The organism is Kitasatospora sp. NPDC048715 (genome assembly GCF_043198905.1).
In the GTDB taxonomy this organism is placed as follows: Bacteria; Actinomycetota; Actinomycetes; order Streptomycetales; family Streptomycetaceae; genus Kitasatospora; species Kitasatospora lactacystinica.
In genome coordinates this window covers 81,779-107,546 of the sequence record NZ_JBICVH010000002.1, presented here as the reverse complement: position 1 = coordinate 107,546, position 25,768 = coordinate 81,779, and the positions used below count along the sequence as shown (strand labels likewise).

Genomic DNA, 25,768 nt, shown 5'->3' with positions numbered 1-25,768 from the left:
TCCTCACCGTTCGTCGTCGTCGGGGCGGCCGGAGGCGGCGGCTTCGTCGGGTCCGCCCAGGGCGGCGGCTTCGAGTTCGCTGAGCACCAGGTCCTCGACCAGGTCCGCCAGGGCGGCCACGGTGCGGGAGACCAGCACGTCGCGGGGGGTGAGCGTGACGCCGAAGGCGTCGTTGGCCCGGGAGGCGATCAGCAGGGCGCGCACGGAGTCGCCGCCGAGCTGGAAGAAGTCGTCGGTGGCGCCGACATCGGTGTGCAGGGTCTCGGCCCAGATCTCCGCCACCGCCTCCTCGGTGGGGGTGCGGGGTGCGACCCGCTCGGCCGGGCCGGTCTCCTCCGGCCCGGGGGCGGGCAGGGCGGCGCGGTCGGTCTTGCCGCTCGCGGTGAGCGGGAAGCGCTCCAGCACCGCGAAGGCGGTGGGGACCATGGGGCCGGGCAGCGAGCGGGCGGCCAGGGCGCGCAGTTCGGCGCCGGTGGGCGGTTCGGCGCCGGGGGCGGCCAGCAGGTGGGCGACCAGCCGGGGCAGCCCGGGCTCGTCCTCCCGGATGCTCACCACGGCGTCCAGTACGGCCGGGTGGCGCGTCAGCACGGCCTCCACCTCGCCCGCCTCGATCCGGTGGCCGCGCAGTTTGAGCTGGTGGTCGGTGCGGCCCAGGTAGTGCAGTTCGCCGTGGCGGTCGCGGCGCACCAGGTCCCCGGTGCGGTACATCCGGCCGCCGGGCGGGCCGTACGGGTCGGCGGTGAAGCGGGCGGCGGTCAGGCCGGGGCGGCCGAGGTAGCCGCGGGCGAGGGCCGGTCCGCTGAGCCACAGTTCGCCGGGGACGCCGTCGGGCACCGGTCGCAGCCGGGCGTCCAGGACGTACGCGCCGGTGGCGGGCAGCGGGCGGCCGATCGGCGGGGCGGCGCCGTCCGCGGTCAGCGGCGCGGACCAGGTGGCGACCACGGTGGCCTCGGTGGGGCCGTAGGAGTTGACCATCCGGTGGTGCGGGGCCCAGCGGGCGACCAGGTCGGCGCCGCAGGCCTCGGCCCCGACGATCAGCGTCCTGAGGTCGGGCAGGCTGCCGGGGGTGTCGGCCGGCAGGGTGGCCAGGGCGGCGGGCGGCAGCAGGGTGTGGGTGATCCGCTCCGCCCGCAGCAGCCCGGCCAGCCGGTCGCCGAGCAGGGGGCCGGGCTCGGGCACCACCAGCCGGGCGCCGTGCGGCAGGGCCAGGCACAGTTCGAGCACCGAGGCGTCGAAGCTGGGGGTGGCGAAGGCGAGCACCCGGTCCCCCGGGGCGGCCCGGTAGTGCGCGGCCTCGGCGGCGGCGAAGGCCGCGAGCCCGCGGTGGGTGACGACGACGCCCTTGGGGGTGCCCGTGGAGCCGGAGGTGAAGATGACGTAGGCGGGGTCGTCCGGGTCGAGCGGGCGGGTCCGGTCGGCGTCGGTGGGCCGGTGGCCGGGGGCGCCGGCCGGCTCGGCGGCGAGGAGCTCGGCGACCTCCTTGGCGTCCAGGGTCAGGGCGGGGGCCGCGTCGCGCAGCATCGCCTCGATCCGTTCCTCGGGGTAGTGCGGGTCGACGGGCAGGAAGGCGGCGCCGGTCTTGGCCACCGCGAGTTCGGCGAGCACGGTGTCGGCCGAGCGGGGCAGCAGCAGGGCGACGAGCCGCCCGGGGCCGGCGCCGCGGGCGATCAGCCGGTGGGCCAGCCGGTTGGCGAGGGCCTCGGCCTCGGCGAAGGTCAGCTCCAGGCCGGCCGCGCTCAGCGCGACGGCCCGCGGCCACCGGTCCACGGCGGCCTCGACCAGGGCGGGCAGGGTCGCCGGGGGCACCGGGCCGGTCTCCGGGCGGGCCGGGCCGCGCAGCAGCCGCTCGCGTTCGCCGGGCGGCAGCAGGTCGAGTCCGTCCAGCGGGGTGGTGCCGTCCGAGTCGGCCAGCGCGGACAGGGTGTGCAGCAGTTGGTCGGCGAGGCGCCGGGCGGTCTCCCGGTCGAGGAAGCGCGGGTCGTGGCCGAGTTCCACGGCGAGCCGCTCGCCGGGCGAGACCACCACGGTGAGCGGGTAGTTGGTGGCCTCCCGGGCGTCCAGTTCGCGCACCAGCAGGCCGTGCGCGCCGGCCGTGGCGTCGCCGACCGGGTAGTTCTCGAAGACGACCAGGCTGTCGAACAGCTCGGTGCCCGGCGGGACCTGGCCGAGCCCGTGCATCCGGGCCAGCGGCAGGTGGTCGAAGCGGCGGTCCTCGGCCTGCTCCTCCTGGAGGGTGCGCAGCCAGTCGGCGCAGGGCCGGCGGCCGTCGACGGCGACCCGGGCGGGCAGGGTGGTGATGAACAGGCCGACGATGCCGTCGGAGCCGGCCAGGTCGGTGGGCCGGCCGGAGACGGTGGTGCCGAAGCAGACCCGCTGTTCGCCGCTCCAGCGCGACAGCAGCAGCGCCCAGGCGCCCTGCACCACGGTGTTGAGGGTGAGGCGGTGGCGGCGGGCGAACTCCTGGAGCCGCTCGGTGTCCGCCTCGTCCAGCCGGTGCGAGAGCCAGTCCCCGGAGCGGGCCGTGTCGCCCGGGGCGGGGCGGCGGTCGTAGGGCAGCGCGGTGGGGGCGGTGAGGTCGGCCAGCACGCCGCGCCAGTGCTCGACGGCGGCGCCGGTGTCGCGCTCCGCGAGCCAGCCGACGTAGTCGGCGAAGGGCCGGCGCTCGGGCAGTTCGGGCCGCTCGCCGCGGGCGAGGGCGGCGTGGGCGGCCAGCACGTCCGCGAGGACGTGGAAGACGCTCCAGCCGTCCAGCAGCACGTGGTGGAAGGCCCAGACCACCCGGACCCGGTCCGGGCCGAGCCGGATCAGGTCGAGCCGCAGCAGCGGGGCCCGGTCCAGGGCCAGGGGGTGGGCCCGCCGTTCGGCGAGCAGGTCCTCCAGCCGGGCTTCGCGCTGCGCCGCGCCCAGCGCGCTCCAGTCGTGTTCGGTGACTGGGAGCGTCGCCTGCCGGTGGACCACCTGGAGCGGCACGGGAACGTCGCGCAGCACCACGGAGGTGCGCAGCACCGGGGTGCGGTCGACGACGTGCTGCCAGGCGGCGGCCAGCAGGCCGGGGTCGCGGGCGCCGTCCAGGACGAAGGTGATCTGCTCGACGTAGAGGCCGTGTTCGGCCTCGTCGAGGCCGTGCACGACCATGCCGGTCTGGGTGGGGGTGAGCGGCTGGATCTCCGTCACGTCCCGGCCGGTGCCGGCCAGCCGGTCGACGCCGGTCTGGTCCAGGCCGGCCAGCGGGAAGTCGGAGGGGGTGCGGCCGCCGGCGCCGGGTTCGGCGCAGTGGCGGACGATCTCCCGCAGCTCGTCCAGCAGTTCGGCGGCCAGCCGGGCGACCGTCCCGCTGTGGTGCACCTCGCGGGAGTAGGACCAGGTGAAGGAGAGCCGGCCGTCGGCGACCAGGCCGAGCACGTCCAGCAGGTGGGGGCGGCGGGCGGTGCGGTCCATGCCGCCGGTGAGCGGGCCGGCCGGGGCGTGCAGCAGGCCGCCGGGGGTGGCGCTCCGGTCCTGCCGGCCCAGGTAGTTGAAGCCGATCTGCGGCAGCGCGAGGCCGGGCTCCGGCTTGAGGTGGCGCAGGGCGCCGTGGCCGAGGCCGCCGTTCGGGACGGCGCGCAGGCTCTCCTTGACGGCCTTCAGGGCGGTGCCGGTGTCCGCGTCCGGGGGCACGGCCAGGGCGACGGGGTACATCGCGGTGAACCAGCCGACGGTGCGGGACAGGTCGACGCCGTCGAGGAGTTCCTCGCGGCCGTGGCCCTCCAGGGTGACCAGGACCCGGTTCCGTCCGGTCCAGCGGGCCAGCACCCGGCCGAGGGCGCAGAGCAGGACGTCGTTGACCCGGGTGCGGTAGGCCTCCGGGACGTCCTGGAGCAGCCGGCGGGTGTCCTCGGCGCCCAGGGCGAAGGTCAGCGACTCCTCGGCCTCGGCCGTGTTGGCGCCGTCGAGGTCGGTGGGCAGCGCGGTGGCCGCACCGTCCGCCAGGCGCTGCCAGTACGGGAGTTCCGCGTCGAAGCCGCCGGCCGCGGTGTGCGCGGCGAGGCGTTCGGCCCAGGCCCGGAAGGAGGTGGTCTTGGCGCCGAGGTCGGGCCGCTGGCCCGCGGCGGCCGCGCGGTGGGCTCGTTCCAGGTCCTCCAGCAGGATCCGCCAGGACACCGCGTCGACCACCAGGTGGTGCGCGGCCAGCAGCAGCACCGGGCGGGGGTTGCCGGCGAAGCGGCAGAGCGCGGCGCGCAGCAGCGGCCCGGCGGCCAGGTCGAAGCCCTGGGCGAGGCGCTCGCCGAGGTCGCGCAGGGCGCTCTCGCGTTCCTCGCCCCCGGCGGCGGGCAGCTCGTGGACCCGCAGGTCGGGGGCCTGGCCGGGCTCGGTGCCGTACTGGCGCCACCGGCCGTCGGGGAGCGGCTCGCAGCGCAGCCGCAGGGCGTCGTGGTGGTCCAGGACGGCGGCCAGGGCGGCCCGCAGGGTGGGCTCCTCGGTGCCGGGGGCGAGGGTGAAGGAGACGGACTGGGTGAGCCGGGCGGGGTCGCCGTCGAGGGTGTCCAGCAGCCAGTGCTGGACGGGGGTGAGCGGGGTCTCGCCGGTGACGGCGCCCTGGTCGGCGTCCGTGCCGGGGCGCGGCGCGCGTTCGGCGGCAGCGGCGAGTTCGGCGAGGGTCTGGTGGGCGAACAGGTGCCGGGGGGTCAGCGCGAGGCCGGCCCGGCGGGCCGCCGAGACGATCTGGATGCCGAGGATGGAGTCCCCGCCGAGGGCGAAGTAGTTGTCGTCCGCGTTCACCTCGGGCACGCCCAGCACCTCGCGCCAGATCGCGGCGAGGGCCTGCTCGGTTCCGGTGCGCGGCGGCCGGTCGCCGCCGGTGGCCCGGGTGGCCGGGACCGGTTCGGGCAGGGCGCGCCGGTCCAGCTTGCCGGTGGCGCCGAGCGGCAGCCGCTCCAGCGGCACCACCAGGGCGGGCACCAGGTGGTCGGGGAGGGTGCGGCCGAGGAAGGCCCGCCACTCGGCCGGGTCGGGCAGGGCGCCGTCGCGGGGCACCGCGTAGCCCACCAGCCGCTTGTGGCCGTCCTGGTCGACCACCCGGGCGGCGGCCGCCGCCACCTGCGGGTGGCGGGCCAGCGCGGCCTCGACCTCGCCGAGTTCGATCCGGAAGCCGCGCACCTTGACCTGGTCGTCGGCGCGGCCGAGGTAGTCCAGTTCGCCGTCGGCGCTCCAGCGCACCCGGTCGCCGGTGCGGTACATCCGGCTGCCGGGCGGGCCGTAGGGGTCGGGCAGGAAGCGCCCGGCGGTCAGGCCGGGGCGGCGCAGGTAGCCGCGCGCCACGCCGGTGCCGGCCAGGTACAGCTCCCCGGGCGCGCCGACCGGCACCGGGCGCAGCCGCTCGTCCAGGACGTAGGCCCGGGCGCCGCCGACCGGTCGGCCGATCGGCGGGTCGCGGTCGGGGTCGGCGGGGTCGCAGGTGTGGGCGGTGGCGTAGACGGTGGCCTCGGTGGGGCCGTAGATGTTCAGCACCCGGCAGCCGGGGACGGCCTCGCGCACGGTGCGCACGGTGCGGGCGGGCAGTCCTTCGCCGGCCAGCACCACGGTGTCCGCGCCGATTCGCAGGGCGCCGTCGGCGAGCAGTCCGCCGAGGGCCGAGGGCACGGCGCTGAGCAGGCCGGCCCTCCGGGGGCCGGGGTTCTCGGCCAGGGCCAGCAGGTCACGCAGGAGTTCCACGCAGCCGCCGGAGAGCAGCGGCGCGAAGATCTCGAACACCGACACGTCGAAGTTGAGCGAGGTGGCGGCGACCACGTGCTCCAGGCCCCGGCCGGCGAACTCGGCGGCGGCCCAGTCGGTCAGGGCGAGCACCGAGGCGTGGGCGACCACCACGCCCTTGGGGCGGCCGGTGGAGCCGGAGGTGTGGATGACGTACGCGGGGTGCTCCGGCAGCAGGGCGCCGTGCCGTTCCGGGTCGCCGACGGCGTCGGTGCGGGCGGCGGCCAGCCGTTCCCGGCAGGCCGGGTCGTCCGGCACGATCCGGGCGTACGGGCCGTCGGGGAGCCGTCCTGCGGTCGCGGCGTCGGTGATCACGGCGTCGGGCCGGACGTCCTCGAAGAGGTAGGCGATCCGCTCGGCCGGGTATCCGGGGTCGACCGGCAGGTACGCGGCGCCGCTCTTGAGCACCGCGAGGAGCGCCACGGCCAGTTCGACGGTGCGGGGCAGCGCGAGCGCGACGAAGCGCTCGGGTCCGGCCCCGGCCGCGATCAGCAGCCGGGCCAGCCGGTTGGAGCGTTCGTCCAGCTCCCGGTAGGTCAGCAGGCCGTCGCCGGAGCGCACGGCCGGGGCGTCGGGGGTGCGGGCGGCCTGCCGGGCGAAGGCCTCGGGCAGGGTGCGCCGGGGCGCCCGGCGCACCGGGCCGCCGAGGCGTTCCAGCAGCTCGCGTCCCTCGGCCGGGTCCAGCAGCGGCAGTTCGCCGGCCGGCCGGTCGAGGCCGGCCGCCATCCCGGCGAGCAGGGTGCGCAGGCTCGCCCCGAGCCGCTCGACGGTGGCGGCGTCGAAGGCGGCCGGGTCGTGGTCCAGGCTGACCTCGATGGACTCGCCGGGCGCCACCACCACGCCGAGCGGGTAGCTGGTCGGCTCCAGCACGTGCTCGGTCTCCACGCCCAGGCCGTGCCGGGTCAGCGACTGCGCGTCGAAGGGGTAGTTCTCGAAGACCACGATGCTGTCGAACAGGGCGGTGCCGCCCGGCAGTTCGCTCCAGCCCTGGAGCTGGGCCAGCGAGACGGCGTCGTGCCGGCGGGCCTCGGACTGGTGGTCCTGGACCTCCCGCAGCCAGTCCAGCAGCGGGCGCCGGTCGTCGATCCGCACCCGGGTGGGCAGGGCGTTGATGAACAGCCCCACCATCGAGGTGACGCCGGGGAGTTCGGCGGGCCGGCCGGAGACGATGGTGCCGAACACCACGTCCTCGCCGCCACCGTAGCGGGAGAGCAGCAGCGCCCAGGCGCCCTGGAGCACGGTGTTGACGGTCAGCCCGGCCTGCCGGGCGGTGGCCCGCAGCCGCTCGGACAGCTCGGGGCCGAGGGCGACCTTCACCGAGGCCGAGGAGGAGGCGCGGTGGGCGCCGGCCGGGCGGCGGTCCCGGGGCAGTTCGGTGGGGGCGGGGAAGCCGGCCAGGGTGTCGCGCCAGTACCGCTCGACCGCCGTCCGGTCCTGGCCGGCCAGCCAGCGCAGGTAGTCGGCGTAGGGCGCGCGCTCGACCGGGGCGGGGCGGCGTCCGGCGGTCAGGGCGGCGTAGCGCTCGCAGACCTCGTCGAAGACCTGGGCGGCGCTCCAGCCGTCGAGCAGCACGTGGTGGAAGGTCCACACCACCCGCACCCGGTTCGGGGTCAGCCGGATCAGGGCCAGCCGCAGCAGCGGCGCGCCGCCCAGGTCGATCCCGGCCGCCCGGTCCTCGGCGAGCAGCCGGGCGGTGTCCCGCTCGACCTGTTCGGCGGGGCGGCCGGTCCAGTCGTGGTGGGTCACCGGGACGGTGGCCCGGTGCTGGACGACCTGGAGCGGTTCGGCGCCGTCCTGCCAGCTGAGCCGGGTGCGCAGGACGGCGTTGGCGTCGGCGGCCCGCTGCCAGGCCTCGGCCAGCGCGTGCGGGTCGGTGACCCCGGTCAGCACCAGCTGGACCTGGTTGACGTAGGTGTCGCCGTCCGGGTCGAGCAGGCTGTGGAAGAGCATCCCGGCCTGCATCGGCGTCAGCGGGTAGACGTCGGCGACGGTGCGGCCGTCCCCGGCTATGCGGTCCACCGCCGCCTGGTCGAGGCGGGCGAGCGGGAAGTCGGCGGGGGTGCGGCCGCCGGCGCCGGGTTCGGCGCAGTGGGCGACGATCCGCTCCAGCGCGTCGAGCATGGCCTCGGCCAGGGCGGTGACGGTGTCGGCGCGGTGCCGGCCGGCGCTGTAGTACCAGCCGATCTCCAGTTCGCCGTCCTCGACCCGGGCGACCACGTCCAGCAGGTGGGGGCGCTCGGTGCCGGGCGCCTCCGCGCCGCCGAGGCCGCCGGGGACGGCGCGGACCAGGGCGGCGCCGTCGGCGGACCAGTCGAAGCGGCCCAGGTAGTTGAAGCTCACGCCGGGGGCGGGGGCGTCGGCGAGCGCCTCGTCCCGGGCCAGGTGGCGCAGCGCGCCGTACCCGAGGCCGCGGTCCGGCACGGCCCGCAGCTGTTCCTTGACGGCCTTCAGGGCGGTGCCCCAGTCCCCCGGCGGGATGTCGAGGGCGACCGGGTGGAGGGAGGTGAACCAGCCGACCGTCCGGGACAGGTCGAGGCCGTCGAAGAGCCGGTCCTCGCGGCCGTGGCCCTCCAGGCCGACGGCGACGGTGCCGCGCCCGGTCCACTCGGCGAGGACCCGGCCGAGCGCGGTGAGCAGCACGTCGTCGATCCGGGTGCGGTAGACCCCGGGGACCTCGCGCAGCAGGGCGTCGGTGCGTTCGCGGTCCAGCCGGACGGTCACCTCGCGCAGGTCGGCGGCGGTGTTGCCGCCGTCGCCGTCCACCGGCAGCGGGGTGGCGCAGGCCCGGGCGGCGGCCGCCCAGTGGGCGCGCTGGTCGGCGAAGCCGCCGGCCGCGGTGTGCCCGGCCAGCCGGCGGGCCCACTCCCGGACGGAGCTGGTGCGGGCGGGCAGCCGCAGCGGGCGGCCCTCGACGGCCTGCCGGTAGGCGGTCTCCAGGTCCTCCAGCAGCACCCGCCAGGAGACGCCGTCGACCACCAGGTGGTGGACGGCCAGCAGCAGCCGGTCGGGCCGGGCGCCGGCCGCGTCGGCCTGCGGGGTGGCCGGCGCGGTGGCCGTCGGGGCGGTGAACAGCCGGGCGGTGAGCAGCGGGCCGCCGTCCAGCCGGAAGGAGGCGTGGGCGGCCTCGGTCACCGCCGCTTCCGCGCCGTGGTCGTGGACCTCCAGCAGCTCGGGGGCGCTCTCCTCGGCGGGGGCGCAGTGCTGCTGCCAGGTGCCGTCCCCGGCGCGGGTGAAGCGGGAGCGCAGCGCGTCGTGGTGGGCCCACAGGGCGGCGAGCGCGCGGCGCAGGGCCTGCGGGTCGACGGCCCCTGGGGCCTCCACCACGACGCACTGGTCGAAGTGCTCGGCGTGCGGCGGGTTCGGGTCGAGGAACCAGTGCTGGATCGGCGTCAGGCCGACCTCGCCGCTGACCGGTTCGGTCCCGGCGACGGTGACGGCGCTGCCGGCGGCCGCGGCCAGCGCGGCGACGGTGGGGTGGCGGAACAGGTCGCGCGGGGAGAGCGCGAGTCCGGCGGCGCGGGCCCGGGAGACGACCTGGATGCTCAGGATGGAGTCGCCGCCGAGCAGGAAGAAGTCGTCGTCCAGCCCGACCCGTTCGACCCCGAGCAGCTCGGCCCAGATCGCGGCGAGCAGCCGCTCGCGGTCGGTGCCGGGGGCGCGGTGGGGGCGGTCGCCGCCCGCCGACCGGTCGGGGGCGGGCAGCCGCCGGCGGTCCACCTTGCCGTTGGCGGTGAGCGGGAGTTCGGGCAGCGTGACGAAGGCCGCGGGCAGCATGTAGTCGGGCAGGTCGGCGGCCAGGTGGGCGCGCAGTTCGGCGGCGCCGGGCGGCTCGGCGCCCTCGGCCGGCACCAGGTGGGCGGCGAGGCTCTTGCGCCCGGCGTCCTGGTACAGCGAGACGACGGCCTCGGCGACGGCCGGGTGGGCGGTGAGCCGGGCCTCGATCTCGGCGGGTTCGATCCGGAAGCCGCGGATCTTGATCTGGTCGTCGGCGCGGCCGACGAAGTGCAGTTCGCCGTCCTCGCTCCACCGGACGGTGTCGCCGGTGCGGTACATCCGCCCGCCGGGCGGGCCGAAGGGGTCGGCGAGGTAGCGGGCGGCGGTCTCGCCGGGGCGGCCCGCGTAGCCGCGGGCGAGGCCGGCCCCGGCGATGTACAGCTCGCCGGTGACGCCGGGCGGCTGCGGCTGGAGCGCTCCGTCCAGGACGTACACCCGGGTGTTGTCCAGCGGGCGGCCGATGGGCAGGACGGCGGGCAGTTCGTCACCGGCCCGGAAGGCCCGGCGGGTGGCGAAGGTGGTGGTCTCGGTGGGCCCGTAGCCGTCGACCACGGTGAGGCCGGGGCAGGCCGCCAGGACCTTGCGGACGACGGCGCCGGGCACCGCCTCGCCGCCGGTCCACACCTCGTGGGCGCCGCGCAGGCAGCCCGGGTCCTCCTGGGCGAGCAGCCGGAACAGGCCGGCGGTCAGCCACAGGCAGCGCACGCCCCGCTCGGTGACGGCGTGCCGGACGGCGGCGGCGTCCAGGTCCTGCGGCGGGGCGAGCACGGCGGTGCCGCCGCGCAGCAGCGGCACCCACAGTTCGTACGTGGCGGCGTCGAAGGCGTGCGGGGAGTGCACCAGCACCCGGTCGTGGCCGGCGAAGGCGCGGTCCAGGGCGAGCGCGGCGACGTCCCGGCGGCGCACCGCGACGCCCTTGGGGGTGCCGGTGGAGCCCGAGGTGAACATCAGGTACTGGACGTTGTCGGGGTGGACGGCCGCCGCGGCCGCCACCGGCGGCCGGTCGCCGGGGAGGTCCACCCGCAGCACCTGCCCGGCGGGGCGCAGCTCGGCGGCCGTGCCGGCCCGGTGGGCGTCGGTGAGCAGCAGGTCGGCACCGGCCCCGGCCAGCATCCGGTGCAGCCGCTCGCGCGGCGCCCGGCCGTCCAGCGGCACGTAGACCGCGCCGGTGCGCACCAGCGCCAGCTGGGCGACGACCAGCTCGACGGAGCGTTCCATCAGCACCCCGACCGGCTGCTCCACCCGGACCCCGTGCGCGGTCAGCCGTCCGGCCAGCTCGGCGGCGCGGGCGTCGAGTTCGCGGTAGGTCAGGCGCCGGTCGCCGGCCTCCAGGGCGACGGCCGCGGGGGTGCGGAGCACCTGCGCGGCGAACAGCTCGGCGATGTCGGCGGCGGGTTCCTCGACGGCGGTGGCGTTCCAGTCGGCCAGGACGCGCCGGCGTTCCTCGCCGGTCAGCAGCGGCAGCCGGGCCGGCGGGCGGTGGGCGCCCTCGGGCAGGGCGGTCAGGACGGCGGTGAGCTGTCCGGCCAGCTGCCGCACCGTGGACTCGTCGAACAGCCGCGGGTCGTAGCAGAGCCGCAGGGACAGCTCCGGGCCCGGGTAGGCCAGCAGGGTGAGCGGGTAGTTGGTGGTCTCGATCCCGTCCAGGTCGCGCAGCCGCAGGCCGTGGGCGTCGGCCGCGTCCTCGTCGACGGGGTAGTTCTCGAAGACCACCAGGCTGTCGAACAGGCCGGTCCGCTCGGGCAGTTCGGTGCCGGCCCGCATTCTGGTGAGCGGGACGAAGCCGTACCGCCGGTCCTCGCTCTGCTCCCGCTGCAGGGTCCGGAGCCAGTCGACCAGGGTGCCGTCCGCGGGCACCGCGGTGCGGGCCGGCAGGGTGGTGATGAACAGGCCGGTCATGGTCTCGACGCCGGGCAGCTCGGGCGGCCGCCCGGAGGAGGTGGTGCCGAACACCACCTCGGCCCGGCCCGCCCGGCGGCCCAGCAGCACCGCCCAGGCGCCCTGGACCAGGGTGTTGAAGGTCAGCCCGGAGCCGCGGGCGAGGTCCTCCAGCGCCCCGGTCGCGGCGGCGGGCAGGGTGAACGGCACGGCCCGGGTGGACTCGGCGCGGTGGCTCTGCACCGGCTCGCGGTCGTAGGGCAGCGGTGTCGCCTCGGCGAGCCCGGCGAGGCGGGTGCGCCAGTGCTGTTCGGCCTCGGCGTGGTCGCGCTCGCCCAGCCAGGCCAGGTAGTCGCGGTAGGGCCGGCGCTCCGGCACGGTGCCGTACGGGACCTCGCCGTCCCGTCCCGGCCCGGCCAGGGCGGCGTGCGCCGCGAAGACGTCCGAGAGCACCTGGAACAGGCTCCAGCCGTCCAGGACCAGGTGGTGGAAGGACCAGAGCACCCGCACCCGGCTCTCCGGGAGCCGGATCAGCAGCAGCCGCTGGAGCGGGGCCCGCGCCAGGTCGAGGCCGCGGGCCCGGTCGCGGTCCAGCAGTTCGGCGAGCCGGTCGCGGCGCTCCTGCTCGGGCAGTTCGCGCCAGTCCAGGTGGGTGACCGGGACTGGCGCCCGGCGGTGCACCACCAGCAGCGGCTCGGGCACCTCCTGCCAGCGGACGTGGGCGCGCAGCACCGCGGTGCGGTCGGTGACCCACTGCCAGGCGGCGGCGAGGCGGGCCGGGTCGGGCACGCCGTCGAGGACGAAGTCCAGCTGCTGGAAGTAGGCGCCGCTGTCCTCCTCGGCGAGGCCGTGGAAGAGCATGCCGGACTGGGTCGGGGTGAGCGGCAGCACGTCCTCCACCGCGCCCGGGTCGGCGCCGGTGATCCGGTCCACGGCCGCCTGGTCGAGCCGGGCCAGCGGGAAGTCGGACGGGGTGCGCCCGGCGGCGCCTGGGCGGGCCGCGTGGCGGGCGAGGTCGGCCAGTTCCTCGGCGAAGCGCCGGGCCAGCGCCTCGACGGTCCCGCTCCGGTGGACGGCGGCGGAGTGGAGCCAGGTGAACTCCAGCGCGTCGCCGTCGAGGCGGCCGACCACCTCCAGCGGGTGGGGGCGTTCCGTGCCCGGGTCGGCGTCCAGCTCCAGCGGCCGGAAGGTGCCGCGGAACAGCCCGTCCGGGTCGTCCGGCAGGGCGATGCGGCCCAGGTAGTTGAAGCCGATCCGGGCGGCCGGGACCTCCGGCGCCGTGCCGGGGCGCCCGAGGTAGCGCAGCGCCTCGAAGCCGAGGCCGCGCCGGGGGACGGCGCGCAGCTGTTCCTTGACCTGCTTGAGGACGGTGTCCCAGTCGGCTCCGGCGGGCACGGCCAGGGCGACGGGGTGGCGGGTGGTGAACCAGCCGACCGTACGGCCGAGGTCGAGCTCGGCGAACAGTTCCTCGCGCCCGTGGCCCTCGACGTCCACCACGACCCGCTCCAGCCCGCTCGCCCCGCACAGCGCCCGGCCGAGCGCGCTCAGCAGCACGTCGTTGGCCTGGGTGCGGTAGGTGTCGGGCAGGGTGCGCAGCAGGGCGGCGGTGTCGGCGGGGCTCAGCCGGACGGTGACGGAGCGTTCGGTGGCGTAGGTGTCGGGGCCGTCGAGTTCGGCGGGGAACGGTTCGGCGGCGGGCTGCCCGGGCTCTTCGTCGCGCTGTCCGGGCACGGCCCGGGCCCAGTACTCCGTCTCGTCCTCGAAGCCGCCCGCGGCGGCGAAGGCGCTCAGCCGCTCGGCCCACTGCCGCAGCGGCGAGGACTTGCCCGGCAGGGCCGCCGCCCCGTCCCGGCCCTCGCGGCGGGCGCGGTAGGCGGTGTCGAGGTCCTCCAGCAGCACCCGCCAGGAGACCCCGTCGACCACCAGGTGGTGGACGGCCAGGTGCAGGACCGGGGGCCGGTCCCCGGCGCGCTCGTGCAGCACGGCGCGCAGCAGCGGCCCGCCGCCGCCCAGGTCGTGGGGGCCGAAGTGCGGGGTGTCCCGGTCCGGGCCGGTGTGCCGGGCCAGGGTGAGCCGGGCGGCCGGCTCCCGGATGTGCCAGCGCGCGGCGCCGGCGCCGTCCGGGGCGGTGAAGGCCGAGCGCAGCGCGTCGTGGTGGGTGACCAGGTCGTTCAGGGCCTCCTCCAGGGCCGCCCGGTCCAGGTCGCGGGGCAGCAGCAGGGAGAGCGCCTGGCCGAAGTGGCCGGCCCGGTCGGCGGCCCGGCCGAGCCACCAGCGCTGGATCGGGGTCGGCACGGCCTCCCCGGTGGCGGCCGCCGGCGCGGGCGCGGGCGGCGCCTCGGCGTCCTCCGCGGCCAGGGCGAGCGCGGCGACCGTCTGGTGGCGGTAGAGGTCCCGGGAGGTGAGCGCCAGCCCGGCCTGCCGGGAGCGGGCCACCACCTGGATGCCGAGGATGGAGTCGCCGCCGAGGTCGAAGAAGTTGTCGTCGGCGCCGACCCGCTCCAGCCGCAGCACCTCGGCCCAGATCCCGGCGAGCGCGCGTTCGGCGGGGGTGCGGGGGGCGACGTGGCGGACGGCGCCGGCGGCCGGCCCGGGGTCGGGCAGCCGGCCGCGGTCGAGGGTGCCGTCGGGGCCCAGCGGCAGGGCGGGCAGCGGCACCACGACGGCGGGGACCAGGTGGTCGGGCAGGGTCAGGGCGAGGGTGCGGCGCACCGCCTCGGGCTCGACCCGGCCGCCGGGGACGGGCACCACGTAGCCGACCAGCCGACGGGGGTCGTCGGTGAGGACTGCGGCCGCCTCGGCCACCCCGGGGCAGCGCCGCAGCGCCCGCGCCACCTCGTCCGGGTCGGTCCGCAGCCCGCGGGGCTTCGCCCACTGCTCGACCCGCCCGAGGTGTTCCAGCTCGCCGCCGGCGGTCCACCGCACCAGCTCCCCGGTGCGGTGGAGCAGTTCCCCCGGCGCGCCGTACGGGTCGGCGACGAACTGTCCGGCGGTGCCTTCCGGCTGCTCGGGGAAGTCGCCCGAGAGGTACAACTCGCCTGGCACGCCCTGGGGTTGGGGGCGCATCGCGCGGTCGAGGACGTAGCCGCGGGTCCAGCCGGGCAGGCCGGACGCGGTGAGCGCCCCGGGCAGCGCGGTGTCCGGCTTCCAGGCGTCGAGCAGCGCCCGCTGCTCCTCCTCGGGGATCAGCGGCAGCTCGGCGAGGGTGCGCTGCGGGCCGTCCGCCATCCCGGCCAGCAGGCGGTGCAGGTGGTCCGCCAGCGCCGTCACGGTCCGCCGGTCGAACAGGTCGGTGTTGTACTCGGCCGTCAGCGTGCAGCCGCCGTCGTCGTCGTCGGGGGTGAACTCCAGCACCAGGTCGAAGCGGGCGGCCGGGCGGGGCAGCGGGTGCTCGGCGAAGCGCAGGCCCCCGGCGGGCGCCGGGGTGACGGGGGTCTGCTGGACGACGACGACCTGGACCAGCGGGGTGCGGCCGGGGTCGCGGGGCGGGGCCAGTTCCTCGACCACCCGGTCGAAGGGCACCTCGGCGTGGGCGAAGGCGTCCAGCAGGGTGGTGCGCATGCCCGCCACGAAGTCGTCGACGGTGGCCCGCTCGTCCACGTCGCCGCGCAGCACCACGGTGTTGACGAAGAAGCCGGTCACCTCCTCCAGTTCCCGCCGGTCCCGCCCGTTGGTGACGGTGCCGAAGGCCACGTCCCGCTGGCCGGAGTGGCGCGAGAGCAGCAGCGCGCACGCCCCGGCGAACAGGGTGAACACCGTGGTGCCGCGGCCGGCGGCGAGGTGGCGCAGCCGGTCGACCAGGTCGGCCGGCAGCCGGTGGCGGTGCGCCGCGCCGTTGGTGGTGCGCTGCTCGGGCCGGGGGCGGTCGGTGGGCAGGCGCAGGGTCGGCAGGTCGGCGAGGGTGTGCTTCCAGTAGGCGAGGTCGGGTGCGTGGTCGGTCCGGCGGTGCTGCTCCCAGTGGGCGAAGTCGGGGTACTGGAGGGCGGGGGCGGGCAGGGCGTCGGGTTCGCCGGTGGCCTCCGCCCGGTAGAGGGCGGCCAGTTCGCGGGTGAGGACGCCCACCGACCAGCCGTCGGTGACGATGTGGTGCTGGGCCAGCAGCAGCAGGTGCTCCTCGGCGGCGAGCCGGACCAGCAGCGCCCGGGCGAGCGGGCCCCGGGCGAGGTCGTAGGGCCGTTCCAGTTCCTCGGCCAGCAGGCGTTCGGCCGCCGGGGCGCGCTCCTCCTCGGGCAGGGCGCCGAGGTCCTCGGTGCGCAGCGGCAGCTCCGCCCGCCCGGCGACGCGCTGCACCAGCTGCCCGTCGAGGCTGGCGACGGTGGTGCGCAGCGAGTCGTGCCTGGCGGTGAGCCGCCGCAGGGCCCGGTCGAGGGCGTCCCGGTCGAGGGCGCCGTGCAGCCGCAGGGCCACGCCGGTGTGGTTGCCGGTGCCGCCGGGGGCGACGTCGTCCAGGAACCAGAGCCGGCGCTGGGCGCTGGACAGCGGCAGCGGCTCCCCGCGCGGGGCGGGCGGGATCGGCCCGGTCGGTGCGGCGGCGGGCACCGCGTCGAGCAGCGGGGCGAGGGCGGCGACGGTGCGGGCGGTGAAGACGTCGCGCAGGGTGAGCCGGACGCCGAGGCGTTCGGTGATCCGGGTCAGGGTGCGGGCGGCGAGGACGGAGTCGCCGCCGAGGTCGAAGAAGTCGTCCTCCACCCCCACGGCGTCGTGGCCGAGCACCTCGGCCCAGACGGCGGCCAGGGCCCGCTCCCGCTCGGTGCGCGGGGCGGTGCTCCCGGCGGCGGCCTGCCGGGCGGGCGCGGGCAGCGCCCGCTGGTCGATCTTGAGCTGCGGGGTGAGCGGGAACTCGGCCAGCACGACGACGGCGGCGGGCACCAGGTGGGCGGGCAGCGCGGCGGCCAGGGCGGTGCGCAGCTCGGCCGGGTCGGGGGCGTGCCGCGGGTCGGCGGGCGTGGCGTAGCCGACCAGCCGGGTGTGGCCGGGCTCGTCCTCGCGGACCGTCACGACGGCCTGGTCGACGGCGGGGTGGGCGCGCAGCGCGGCCTCGATCTCGCCCGGTTCGATCCGGAAGCCGCGGACCTTGACCTGCCGGTCGAGCCGGCCGAGGAACTCCAGTTCCCCGTCGGCCCTCCAGCGGGCCCGGTCGCCGGTGCGGTAGAGCCGGGCGCCGGGCGCGCCGAAGGGGTCGGCGACGAAGCGCGCGGCGGTCAGGCCGGGTCGGCCGAGGTAGCCGCGGGCGACGCCCTCGCCGCCGAGGTACAGCTCGCCGTCGGTGCCGGGCGGCTGGGGCCGCATGGCCTCGTCGAGCACGTACACCCGGGCGTGCGGCAGGGCGCCGCCGATGGTGGGTGAACCGGCGCCGGCGGTGAGCGGGCCGGTCCAGGTGGCGACGATGGTGGCCTCGGTCGGACCGTAGGAGTTGATCATGCGTCGGCCGGGCGCCCAGCGGTCGACCAGTTCGGCGGAGCAGGCCTCGGCCCCGACGATCAGGGTGCGCAGGTGGCGGCCCGCGCCGGCGGGGACGGTGGCCAGGGCGGCGGGCGGGATCAGGGTGTGGGTGATGCGGTGCTCGTCCAGGACGGCGGCGAGCTCCTCGCCCAGCCAGGGGCCGTCCGGGGGGATCACCAGGGTGGCGCCGGTGAGGACGGAGACGAACAGTTCCAGGACGGAGGCGTCGAAGCTGGGCGAGGAGAACTGGAGCACCCGGTCGCCGGGCCGCAGCGCGTAGTTCTCGACGGCCGCGGCGGTGAAGCCGGCGATCCCCCGGTGGGTGACGACGACGCCCTTGGGGGTGCCGGTGGAGCCCGAGGTGTAGATCACGTACGCCGGGTGGTCGGTGCCGGCCGGGGCCGGATCGCCCGTGCCGTCCGCGGCGTCCGGCCCGTCCGGGCCCGCGGGCAGGGCGGTCTCCAGGGCCCGGCTCACGGCGGCCGGGTCGTCCAGGACGATCGCGGGGGCGGCGTCGGCGAGCATCAGCGCCCGCCGCTCGGCGGGGTAGGCCGGGTCCACGGGCAGGAAGGCGGCGCCCGCCCGGACGACGGCCAGTTCGGCGGCGACCAGCTCCATGGAGCGCGGCAGGACCAGCGCCACCGTCCGCTCCGGGCCGGCGCCGCGCCGGCGCAGGTCACGGGCCAGCCGCTCGACGCGCTCCGCCAGGTCCCGGTAGGTCCAGTTGCGCCGGCCGTCGGTCACCGCGGGCGCGAGCGGGGTGCGGGCCGCCCGGGCGGCGAACAGCGCGTCCAGGGTCCGGGGCGTCGGGGAGGTGCCTGTGGGGACTTCGGTGGTGCCGCCGGCCTGCGGCGGGGCGGACGGGTGCACGGGCCGGGCAGGCCGGTCGGCCATGGCGGAAGGTCCTTCCGATGGGGGCGACGACGAGGGCACCGGGGCAGGCGGTAGCCCGCCCTCGGGCCCGGAGGTACAGGGGAACGGGAACACGGTGGAACAGCGGAACGGTGGTGCGGCAGTGCGGTGGGCAGGCGGTGCGGGGGTCGGGCGTACGGCTGCGGGGCCGACCGGCTCAGCCGGCGGCGGCCCGGCGGGCCGTGCGCCCGGAGACCTGCACCCGGTCGACGCGGCCGGTGGCCAGGTCCCGGTGGAAGCGTCCGCCGGGCTCGGGGCGGCCGGTGTCGGGGGCGAGCAGGTCGTAGGAGAGGTCGGTGTAGCAGCGCAGCGGGATCGGCGGGTCGCCGTCGACCGAGAGGGTGGCCGTTGCGTCGCCGGCCGCCTCGATCCGGTAGCGGACCGAGCCGTTGCGGTAGTCGCCCGCGCATCCGGCCAGGGTCCCGGGTTCGGCGAGCGGCACGGGTCCGCGCGCGTCCACCGGTTCGATCGCCGCGGGCACCCGCAGCCCGGCCGACTCCTCCAGTTCGGCCGCGAGGTCGCGCCAGAGCGCGGTGGCGGCGCCGGCGTTGCCGGTGAAGGCGACCACCACTCCGCTGTCCGGGTCGGCCCGCAGGTGGCAGGAGGTGCCCATGGCGTTGCCGTCGTGGCCGCACCAGAACCGCCCGTCCTGCCGGTAGAGCGCCACGCCGGCGCCCCAGCCGTCCGCGAGCGCTCCGGGCCGGGCGGCGGGCTGCGGGCGGCGCATCAGCTCGGCGACGTCCGGGGGCAGCGTCTTGGACCGGCCGACCAGGGCGGCGCCGAGGGCGGCGAGGTCCGCGGCACTGGCCAGCAGGGCGCCGGCCGGGGCTTCCAGCGGGGCCAGGTTCTGCCGGACCGCCCGGGGCCGGCCGGTCGCGGCGTTGAGCGCGTGGCCGGCGGCGACCGGTCGCCCGGGCGCGGCCGTGTCGACGAACACCGGCCCGGTGCCGAAGGGTTCGAGCAGCAGGGCGCGCGCCGCCTCCTGCCAGGGCATCCCGGTCACCGTCTCGACCAGGCGCCCGGCGGCGACGTAGCCGGCGTTGGAGTAGGAGAAGTCCGTCCCGGGCCGGAACAGCGCGTCCGGGGCGGTGCACACGGCGGACAGGTAGCGGGTGGCGGTGGTGCGGGCGGCGGCGTCGGAGTCCGGCCCGGTGGGCAGTCCGCCGGTGTGGCCCAGGAGGTGACGAATCGTTACTTCAGGCAGCTGCCGGAGCTCCGGAAGGTACTCGGCGGCCGGCTCGTCGAGGTCGACGTCGCCGTCGTCGGCGAGCAGCATCACCAGGGCGGCCGTGTAGGGCTTGGTGAGCGATCCCACCGGAACGGCGGTGTCCTCGGTGAAGGGCTCCGCGGTGGCGGTGTCGGCCACCCCGGTGTGCAGGGCGACGGTCTCCGCGCCGGTGTCCAGCACCAGCTGGGCACCGGGCACCCGGTGGGCGCGCGCGAGCGTGTCGAGCCGGTGCTGCAGCTCGCTGCGCAGGACCTGCGGAACCCGTTCTCGTACGGGCGCCGGACTGGCGTAGGGCATGGCGGAAGCTCCCGTTGACTGGTTCTCGGGTGCGGGCGCGCCGGGCGCCCGCAAGGGAATTGCGGATCGGAGTGCGGCACAGCGGGGAATTTCCGGCCGTCGGCGCCGCCCGCTTCAGGACGCGCGGGAACGAGGGGAATCGCGGGATGCCCCGTCGCCCACGACCGGCCGGCCCGGCATCGGGAATCCCCGGGGCACCGGCGACCGGGCGCCGCACCCGCCCTCGCGGAGCCGTTCCGGGGGCGCATCGACGTGCCCGGGGCGGACGGTGCGAATGCGACCCGAATTCCCCGCCGCACGATGAACGGCGGGCCGGCGCGCGGTGAACCGCGAACGGCCGAATACCCTACCCCGCCGGAACGGTCGGACAGAATCCCGTCCCCCGGCGACCAGCCGCTCTCCCGGCCCCCACCTGCGCAATGGCCGTACCCGGCATGTCCATCCCCCCTGTTTGCGATCCGTCCCCGCACCCGTCGTGCGGAACGCGCCGACGCGGCCGGGGAGCCGCAGAATCCCTGCCGTCCCGAACGCCCGGACGACGAACGCGCAACAGTCTTCACGGCGGGTCAGCCGCTCGCAACCCCTTCCGATTGAACGGAAAGCGACTCCGTCGGTAATCGGAACGCCAAAATCCCTGGTGCGACTCCCGGCCGTGCCCGGAGCACCCGAGAACGGGCTCGAATTCTTTGGCCGAAAATATGAGGTTCAGATCTCACCAGCCACTCGAACAGCTATTCGCAGCAATATCCGAGTGATTTCCCGGACGACTGTGACGGAAGTGCCGGAATACAACGGAATCAATCGGGTGAGCCGTGAGTGAAACCGCCCGGACCCGACAACAGGTCCAGCGCGGCGTCGACGAGCACCCCGGGGGCCGGGCCGACGTCCAGCACCGCACCCCGCTCGTCCGGCTGGAGCGGTTCGAGCGCGGCGAGCTGCGAACCGAGCAGCGACCCCGGCATGAAGTGGCCGGTGCGCCCGCCGATCCGCTCCGCCAGCAGCTCGCGGCTCCCCGTCAGATGCAGGAAGAAGGCGTCCGGGCCGGCCTCCCGCAGGACGTCCCGGTAGCGCCGCTTCAGCGCGGAGCAGGTCACCACACCGCCGGTGCCCGCCGCGTCCCGTTCGCGCAGCCACCGCCCGACGGCCTCCAGCCAGGGCCGGCGCCGCCCGTCGTCGAGCGGGATGCCGGCCGCCATCCGGGCGATGGAGTCCGGCCGGTGGAAGTCGTCCCCGTCCGCGAAGGGCACCCCCAGGCGTTCCGCGAGCAGCCGGCCCACCGTCGACTTGCCGGTGCCGGCCACCCCCATGACCACGACGCACGGGGCGCGGCGCTCGTTGCCCCGGGCCATCGGCGCCCCTACCCCCAGAACTGCGGGGGCGGCCCCTGCGAGCCGGCCGGGTACTCCTCCAGCGGCACCAGGCCCCGCTCCCAGCCGGCCAGCACCGGTTCCAGCACCCGCCAGGCCTCCTCCGCCTCGTCGCCGCGGATGGACAGCGCCGGGTCCCCGTTCAGGACGTCCAGCAGCAGCCGGCCGTAGGCGGGCAGCTCCTGCGGGTCCATCCGCGCGGTCATCGAGAACGGGGCCAGCCCGTGGGCGTGGGCGCCGATGCCGGTCAGGTCCAGGGTCAGCCCCTCCGGCTCCAGTTCGAAGCGCAGCACGTTGGGCCGGGCCTCCTCGCCCCGGCCGAACGGCAGGTGGGGCACCGGGCGGAAGTGCACCGCGACCTCCTTGCGGTCCTCGCCCAGGGCCTTGCCGCTGCGCAGCCGGAACCTCGTCCCGGCCCACCGCCAGCTGGTCAGCTCAAGTTCCACCTCGGCGAAGGTCTCGGTGCGGCGCTCCGGGTCGACGCCCTCCTCCTCGGCGTAGGCGGGGACGTCGCGCTCCCCGATCCGGCCGGGCAGGTAGCGGGCCCGGCGGGTGCGGTGCACCACGTCGTGCTCGGTCAGCGGCCGTACGGAGCGCAGCACGTCCACCTTGCGGTTGCGCAGGTCCCGTTCGCCGAGCGTGATCGGCGGCTCCATGGCCACCAGGCAGAGCAGCTGCAGCAGATGGTTCTGGATCATGTCCTTGAGCGCCCCGACCTGGTCGTAGTACCCGGCCCGGCCCTCCAGCGCCAGCGTCTCGTCCCAGACGATGTCCACCTCGGAGATGTGGGTGCTGTTCCAGATCGGCTCCAGCACCCGGTTGGCCAGCCGGCTGCCGAGGACGTTCTGGACGGTCGTCATGGCCAGGAAGTGGTCGACCCGGAACACCGCCCGCTCCGGCAGGAGCTCGGCGAGCAGCCGGTTCAGTTCCTGGGCGCCGGCCAGGTCCTCGCCGAACGGCTTCTCCAGCACGATCCGGCTGCCGGCCGGCAGGCCCGCCGCGTGCAGGGCGGTGATCGCGGCGGGGAAGAGGGCCGGCGGGAGGGCGAGGTAGACGGCCACCGGTCCCTCGCCGGCGACGACCGCGGCCACGTCCGCGGGGTCGGTGACGTCGGCCCGCCGGTAGCGGACGGCGGCCGCCACCGCCTCCCTGGCCCCGGCCGGGAGGTCGCCGGCGTGCCGGTCGAGCCTTGCCGCGGCCCAGCCGCGGTACCGCTCGGTGTCCCAGTCCTCCCTGCTCGCCCCGGTCACCCGCAGCGAGTCGCCGACGTGTCCCGCCGCCCGCAGCGCGGCCAGCGCCGGCAGCAGGAAGCGGGCGCTGAGGTCCCCGGTCGCGCCGAGGATCGCGAGCCGGTCGATCATCCCCGCCCGCCCGTCCTCGCCCGGCCGAGGCTCACACCGCCGGCGATGATCCCGATGTGGCTGAACGCCTGGGGGAAGTTGCCCATGAACTCTCCTGTGGACGGGTTGATCTGCTCGGACATCAGCCCCAGCGGGCTCGCCCGGGAGCACAGCGAGTCGTACAGCTCCTCCGCCTCCTCGATCCGGCCCTGGCCGACCAGGTTCTCGACCAGCCAGAAGCTGCACAGGACGAAGGCGCCCTCGTCGCCCGGCAGGCCGTCCGGGGACTCCTCGTGGAGGTAGCGGTAGAGCAGCCCGCCGCCCGCCGACAGGCGCTCGGCCACGGCCGCGGCGGTCGCCACCATCCGCGGGTGGTCGGCCGGCACCACCTGGCGCAGCGGCAGCGCGAGCAGGCTCGCGTCCAGCGCGCCGCCGCCGTCCAGGTGGGCGCTGAGGGTCCCGGCGTCCTCGTCCCAGGACTGCTCCAGGATGAGCCGGCGCAGCTCCTCGGCCGAGGCGCGCCAGCGGTCCGTCCCGGCGGGCCGGCCGAGCCGCTCGCCGATCCGCGCGGCCCGGTCCAGGGCCACCTGGCACAGGCCCGCCGAGTAGGTGAACACCCGGCCCTCGCTGCGCACCTCCCAGATGCCCTGGTCCGGCTGCCGCCAGGCCTGCCCGGCGGTGTCGGCCAGCTTGGCCAGGCCGGCCCAGAGCGCGGGCTGGATCTCGCCGCCGGCGCGCAGCCACTGCTCGGCGCAGTCCAGGATCTCGCCGTACACGTCGTGCTGGCGCTGGTCGGTCGCGCCGTTGCCCCAGCGCACCGGGGCGGAACGCTGGTAGCCCTCCAGTTCGCCGTCCTCGATCTCGTCCGGCACCGGGCCGCCCCGCAGGTCGTACATGATCCGGGGCCCCCGGCTGGCCTCGAAGGCGTCCAGGACCCAGCCGAGGAAGGCGTCGGCCTCGCCCCGGAAGCCGATCCGGCGCAGCGCGAACACGGCGAACGCCGCGTCGCGGATCCAGCTGTAGCGGTAGTCCCAGTTGCGGATCCCGCCGATCGGCGCGGGCAGCGAGGAGGTGGGCGCCGCGACCAGCGAGCCGTTGGCCCAGTCGTCGCAGAGCTTCAGGGTGATCGCGGCCCGCCGGACCAGGGGCTCCCGGGGGCCGTCGTACGAGAAGTGCCCCATCCAGCGCCGCCAGGCCTCGGCGGTGCCCTTCAGGGTCGCGTCGGCGTCGAAGCGGTGGTGGCGGTGGAAGCGGCCCCAGGACAGCACGAGGTCCAGGCGTTCGCCCTGCCGCAGCTCGTGGGTGCTGTGCAGGCCGGTCAGCGGACGGTTGGAGCGCAGGTGCAGGCGCAGGTCCGGGCGCCGGTGGGGCCGCACCTCCAGTCCGCTGAACAGGGCCCGGGCCTGCGCGCCGCCGCGCGGCTCCAGTTCCGCGCGCAGCCGGACGGTCCCGTCCACCACCACGGCGGAGCGCACGAGTTCGCCCCGGTCGGCCGGTACGTCGTCGGTGAGGTCGGCGCCGGAGCGCAGGGTCAGCGCGTCGGTGACGCGCACCAGGCCGGTGGGGCCGCGCAGTTCGGTGATCAGGACGCCGGTGTCCGGTTCGTAGCGCTGCCTGGCCTCGACGAGGTCCTCCGGGGCGAGGGTGAAGTGCCCGCCGCGCGCGTGGTCCAGCAGGCCGCAGAACAGCGGTTCGGAGTCGAACCGGGGCAGGCACAGCCACGGGATGGCACCGTCCAGGCCGACCAGGGCGGCGGTCGCGCCGTTCCCGATCAGGCCGAGGTCCTCCAGCGGCAGGTAGCCCTGGCGCCGGTGAACGGGCCGGAACGGTGGGTCGGGGTCGTGCATGCCGCCTCGCTTCCGCAGTGCCGGGGAGTCGGTCGAGGGGGAGGTGGTCCCGGTGCGGCTCCCGCTCCGCCGGCGGCCGGTGACCGGCCGCGCGGCCGACGGCTCCCACCTTCCCGGGGATCGGGCCGGTCCGCGATCCGGCCGCTGCCGGCTGCGGTGCATTCCGGTGAAAGACCCCGGCCCCCGCGGCCCGCCGCCGCCCGCGCGGCCCTGCCGGGCACGGTGGGGCAGCTGCTAGCGTCTGAGCCCGGACGATGGACGGCGGACGGCGGAGGTTGCTGTGGTGGACAGGGGCGCGGAGCGGGCCTTCATCGGGTCGTTCACCTCGACGGGCGGGCGCGGGATCGTCCTGGCCGCGCTGGACCCGGACACCGGGGCGCTGACCGCCACCGGGGCCGTCGACGCCGTGGACCCGTCCTACCTCGCCCTCGGGCTCGCCACGGGCGGCCCCGTGCTCTACGCCGTGTCCGAGACGGCGCCGGGCGCCGTCACCGCCTACGACATCGCCGGTCCGGTTCCCCGCCCGCTCGGCGCCCCGGTCCCGGTGGACGGGGACCACCCCACCCACCTGAGCCTCGCCCGGGGCCGGCTGCTGACCGCCAACTACGGCTCCGGCAGCGTCAGCGTGCTGCCGCTCGCCGCCGACGGCACCCCGCGGCCCCCGAGCACCGTGCTGCGCCACCGGGGCAGCGGGCCGCACCCGGACCGCCAACGGGCCCCGCACGCCCACCAGGTGCTCCCCGACCCGTCGGGGCGCTGGGTGCTCGCGGTCGACCTCGGCACCGATTCGGTGCGGATCTGCGCCCTGGACCCGGCGACGGGAGGGCCGGCCCCGCACTCGGAGACCGCGCTGCCGCCCGGCACCGGTCCTCGGCACCTGGCCTTCCACCCCTCCGGCCGCCACGCGTACGTGCTCGGCGAGCTGCGCCCCGTGGTGACGGTCTGCCGCTGGGACGCGGCGGCCGGGGCCCTCGAACCGGTCGCGGAGGTCCCGCTGTTCCCCGAGGGCTTCGAAGGCCCGGTCTCCCCGTCGGCCCCGGTGGTCTCCCCCGACGGCCGGTTCCTGTGGGCGGCGGAGCGCGGCACCGACACCATCGTGGTGCTCGCCCTCGACGGGACGGGCGAGCGGGCCCGGGTGGTCACCTCGGTGCCCTGCGGCGGCCGCTGGCCGCGGGACCTGGTGCTGGGCCCCACGGGCACCCGCCTGTACGCGGCGAACGAGCACTCCGGCGACGTCACCTGGTTCGAGGTGGACGGCGCGACGGGCGTCCCCCGCCGGGCGGGCTCGCTGGCCGTCCCGTCGGCGTCCACCGTGCTCTTCGGCTGACCGCGGCGCCGGGTCCGCCCCAGGGCGCCCGGCCGGTCACTCCTCCTCGGCGCGGACCACCACGACCGGGACGGTGGCGTGCCGGGTGCAGTGCTGCGCCACCGAGCCCAGCAGCATCCCGGTGAAGCCGCCGAGGCCGCGGCTGCCCACCACCAGCAGGTCCGCCCCCCGGGCCGCCTCGACCAGCGCCCCCGCCGGGGTGCCGTGGCGCGCCTCGGTGCGCACCTCGACCGGCGGCCGCTCCCCCACGGCCTGCCGGACGGCCCGGTCGGCCTCCTGCCGCGCCCGGCCCTCCAGCGCCGCCTCGTCGGTGATCCCCGGGGGGAACCAGCCGCGGGCGCCGTGGTACGTCGGGTACTCCCAGGCGATCACCGCCACCACCGCACCGCCGGTGAGCTCCGCCTGGCGCACGGCCCAGCGCAGCGCCCGCCGGGACGGCTCCGAGCCGTCCACCCCGACCACGATGCGGCCCTTGTCCTCAGGCCGGTCGGCCATGGCTCCTCCTCGACTCGACGGCGGCGGGGGATCGCACCGGTCGGTGGTCCGCCGTCACCGGGCTCGGTGTCCAGCCTGGTACCGACCGCACCGGGCGCGCAGTGCGGCTGGTCCGGGCGGGTGGGCGGGCC

The 25,768-nt window shown here is 77.0% G+C and carries 7 protein-coding genes; 1 reads left to right on the top strand and 6 read right to left on the bottom strand.

The genetic code is table 11. The features are described 5' to 3' along the window. Window positions 1-3 precede the first annotated feature (3 nt). From ACGFSC_RS04575 to ACGFSC_RS04555, 5 genes are all read right to left on the bottom strand, one after another. The gene (locus ACGFSC_RS04575) at window positions 4-17,718 is read right to left on the bottom strand and encodes a non-ribosomal peptide synthase/polyketide synthase (protein WP_359903891.1); all 17,715 of its coding nucleotides are present in this window, start codon (window positions 17,716-17,718) and stop codon (window positions 4-6) included. Window positions 17,719-17,893: 175 nt separating this feature from the next. Then, entirely contained in the window at window positions 17,894-19,261 is a 1,368-nt protein-coding gene (locus ACGFSC_RS04570) for a serine hydrolase domain-containing protein (RefSeq protein ID WP_359903894.1), read from the bottom strand. 797 nt (window positions 19,262-20,058) lie between these two features. Next, a complete protein-coding gene (locus ACGFSC_RS04565) occupies window positions 20,059-20,610 on the bottom strand; it encodes a gluconokinase (protein WP_359903896.1) in 552 nt (183 codons plus the stop codon). An 8-nt stretch (window positions 20,611-20,618) separates the two neighbouring features. Further along, window positions 20,619-21,989: a glucose-6-phosphate dehydrogenase gene (locus ACGFSC_RS04560; protein WP_359903898.1), complete on the bottom strand. Its 1,371-nt coding sequence runs from the start codon at window positions 21,987-21,989 to the stop codon at window positions 20,619-20,621. Further along, a complete protein-coding gene (locus ACGFSC_RS04555) occupies window positions 21,986-23,815 on the bottom strand; it encodes a glycoside hydrolase family 15 protein (protein ID WP_359903900.1) in 1,830 nt (609 codons plus the stop codon). The genes ACGFSC_RS04560 and ACGFSC_RS04555 overlap by 4 nt, the downstream gene beginning before the upstream one ends. A gap of 280 nt (window positions 23,816-24,095) precedes the next feature. Between ACGFSC_RS04555 and ACGFSC_RS04550 the strand changes: the two genes are divergently transcribed. Further along, window positions 24,096-25,142: a lactonase family protein gene (locus ACGFSC_RS04550; protein ID WP_359903902.1), complete on the top strand. Its 1,047-nt coding sequence runs from the start codon at window positions 24,096-24,098 to the stop codon at window positions 25,140-25,142. A 36-nt stretch (window positions 25,143-25,178) separates the two neighbouring features. Here the strand turns inward: ACGFSC_RS04550 and ACGFSC_RS04545 are convergent, their stop codons facing one another. Next, entirely contained in the window at window positions 25,179-25,637 is a 459-nt protein-coding gene (locus ACGFSC_RS04545) for a universal stress protein (RefSeq protein WP_359903904.1), read from the bottom strand. Between the last annotated feature and the right edge of the window lie 131 nt (window positions 25,638-25,768).

Bases quoted from the DNA above. Each gene is read 5' to 3' on its own strand.
- ACGFSC_RS04575 (WP_359903891.1), bottom strand. From the start codon at position 17,718: ATGGCCGACCGGCCTGCCCGGCCCGTGCACCCGTCCGCCCCGCCGCAG.
- ACGFSC_RS04570 (WP_359903894.1), bottom strand. From the start codon at position 19,261: ATGCCCTACGCCAGTCCGGCGCCCGTACGAGAACGGGTTCCGCAGGTC.
- ACGFSC_RS04565 (WP_359903896.1), bottom strand. From the start codon at position 20,610: ATGGCCCGGGGCAACGAGCGCCGCGCCCCGTGCGTCGTGGTCATGGGG.
- ACGFSC_RS04560 (WP_359903898.1), bottom strand. From the start codon at position 21,989: ATGATCGACCGGCTCGCGATCCTCGGCGCGACCGGGGACCTCAGCGCC.
- ACGFSC_RS04555 (WP_359903900.1), bottom strand. From the start codon at position 23,815: ATGCACGACCCCGACCCACCGTTCCGGCCCGTTCACCGGCGCCAGGGC.
- ACGFSC_RS04545 (WP_359903904.1), bottom strand. From the start codon at position 25,637: ATGGCCGACCGGCCTGAGGACAAGGGCCGCATCGTGGTCGGGGTGGAC.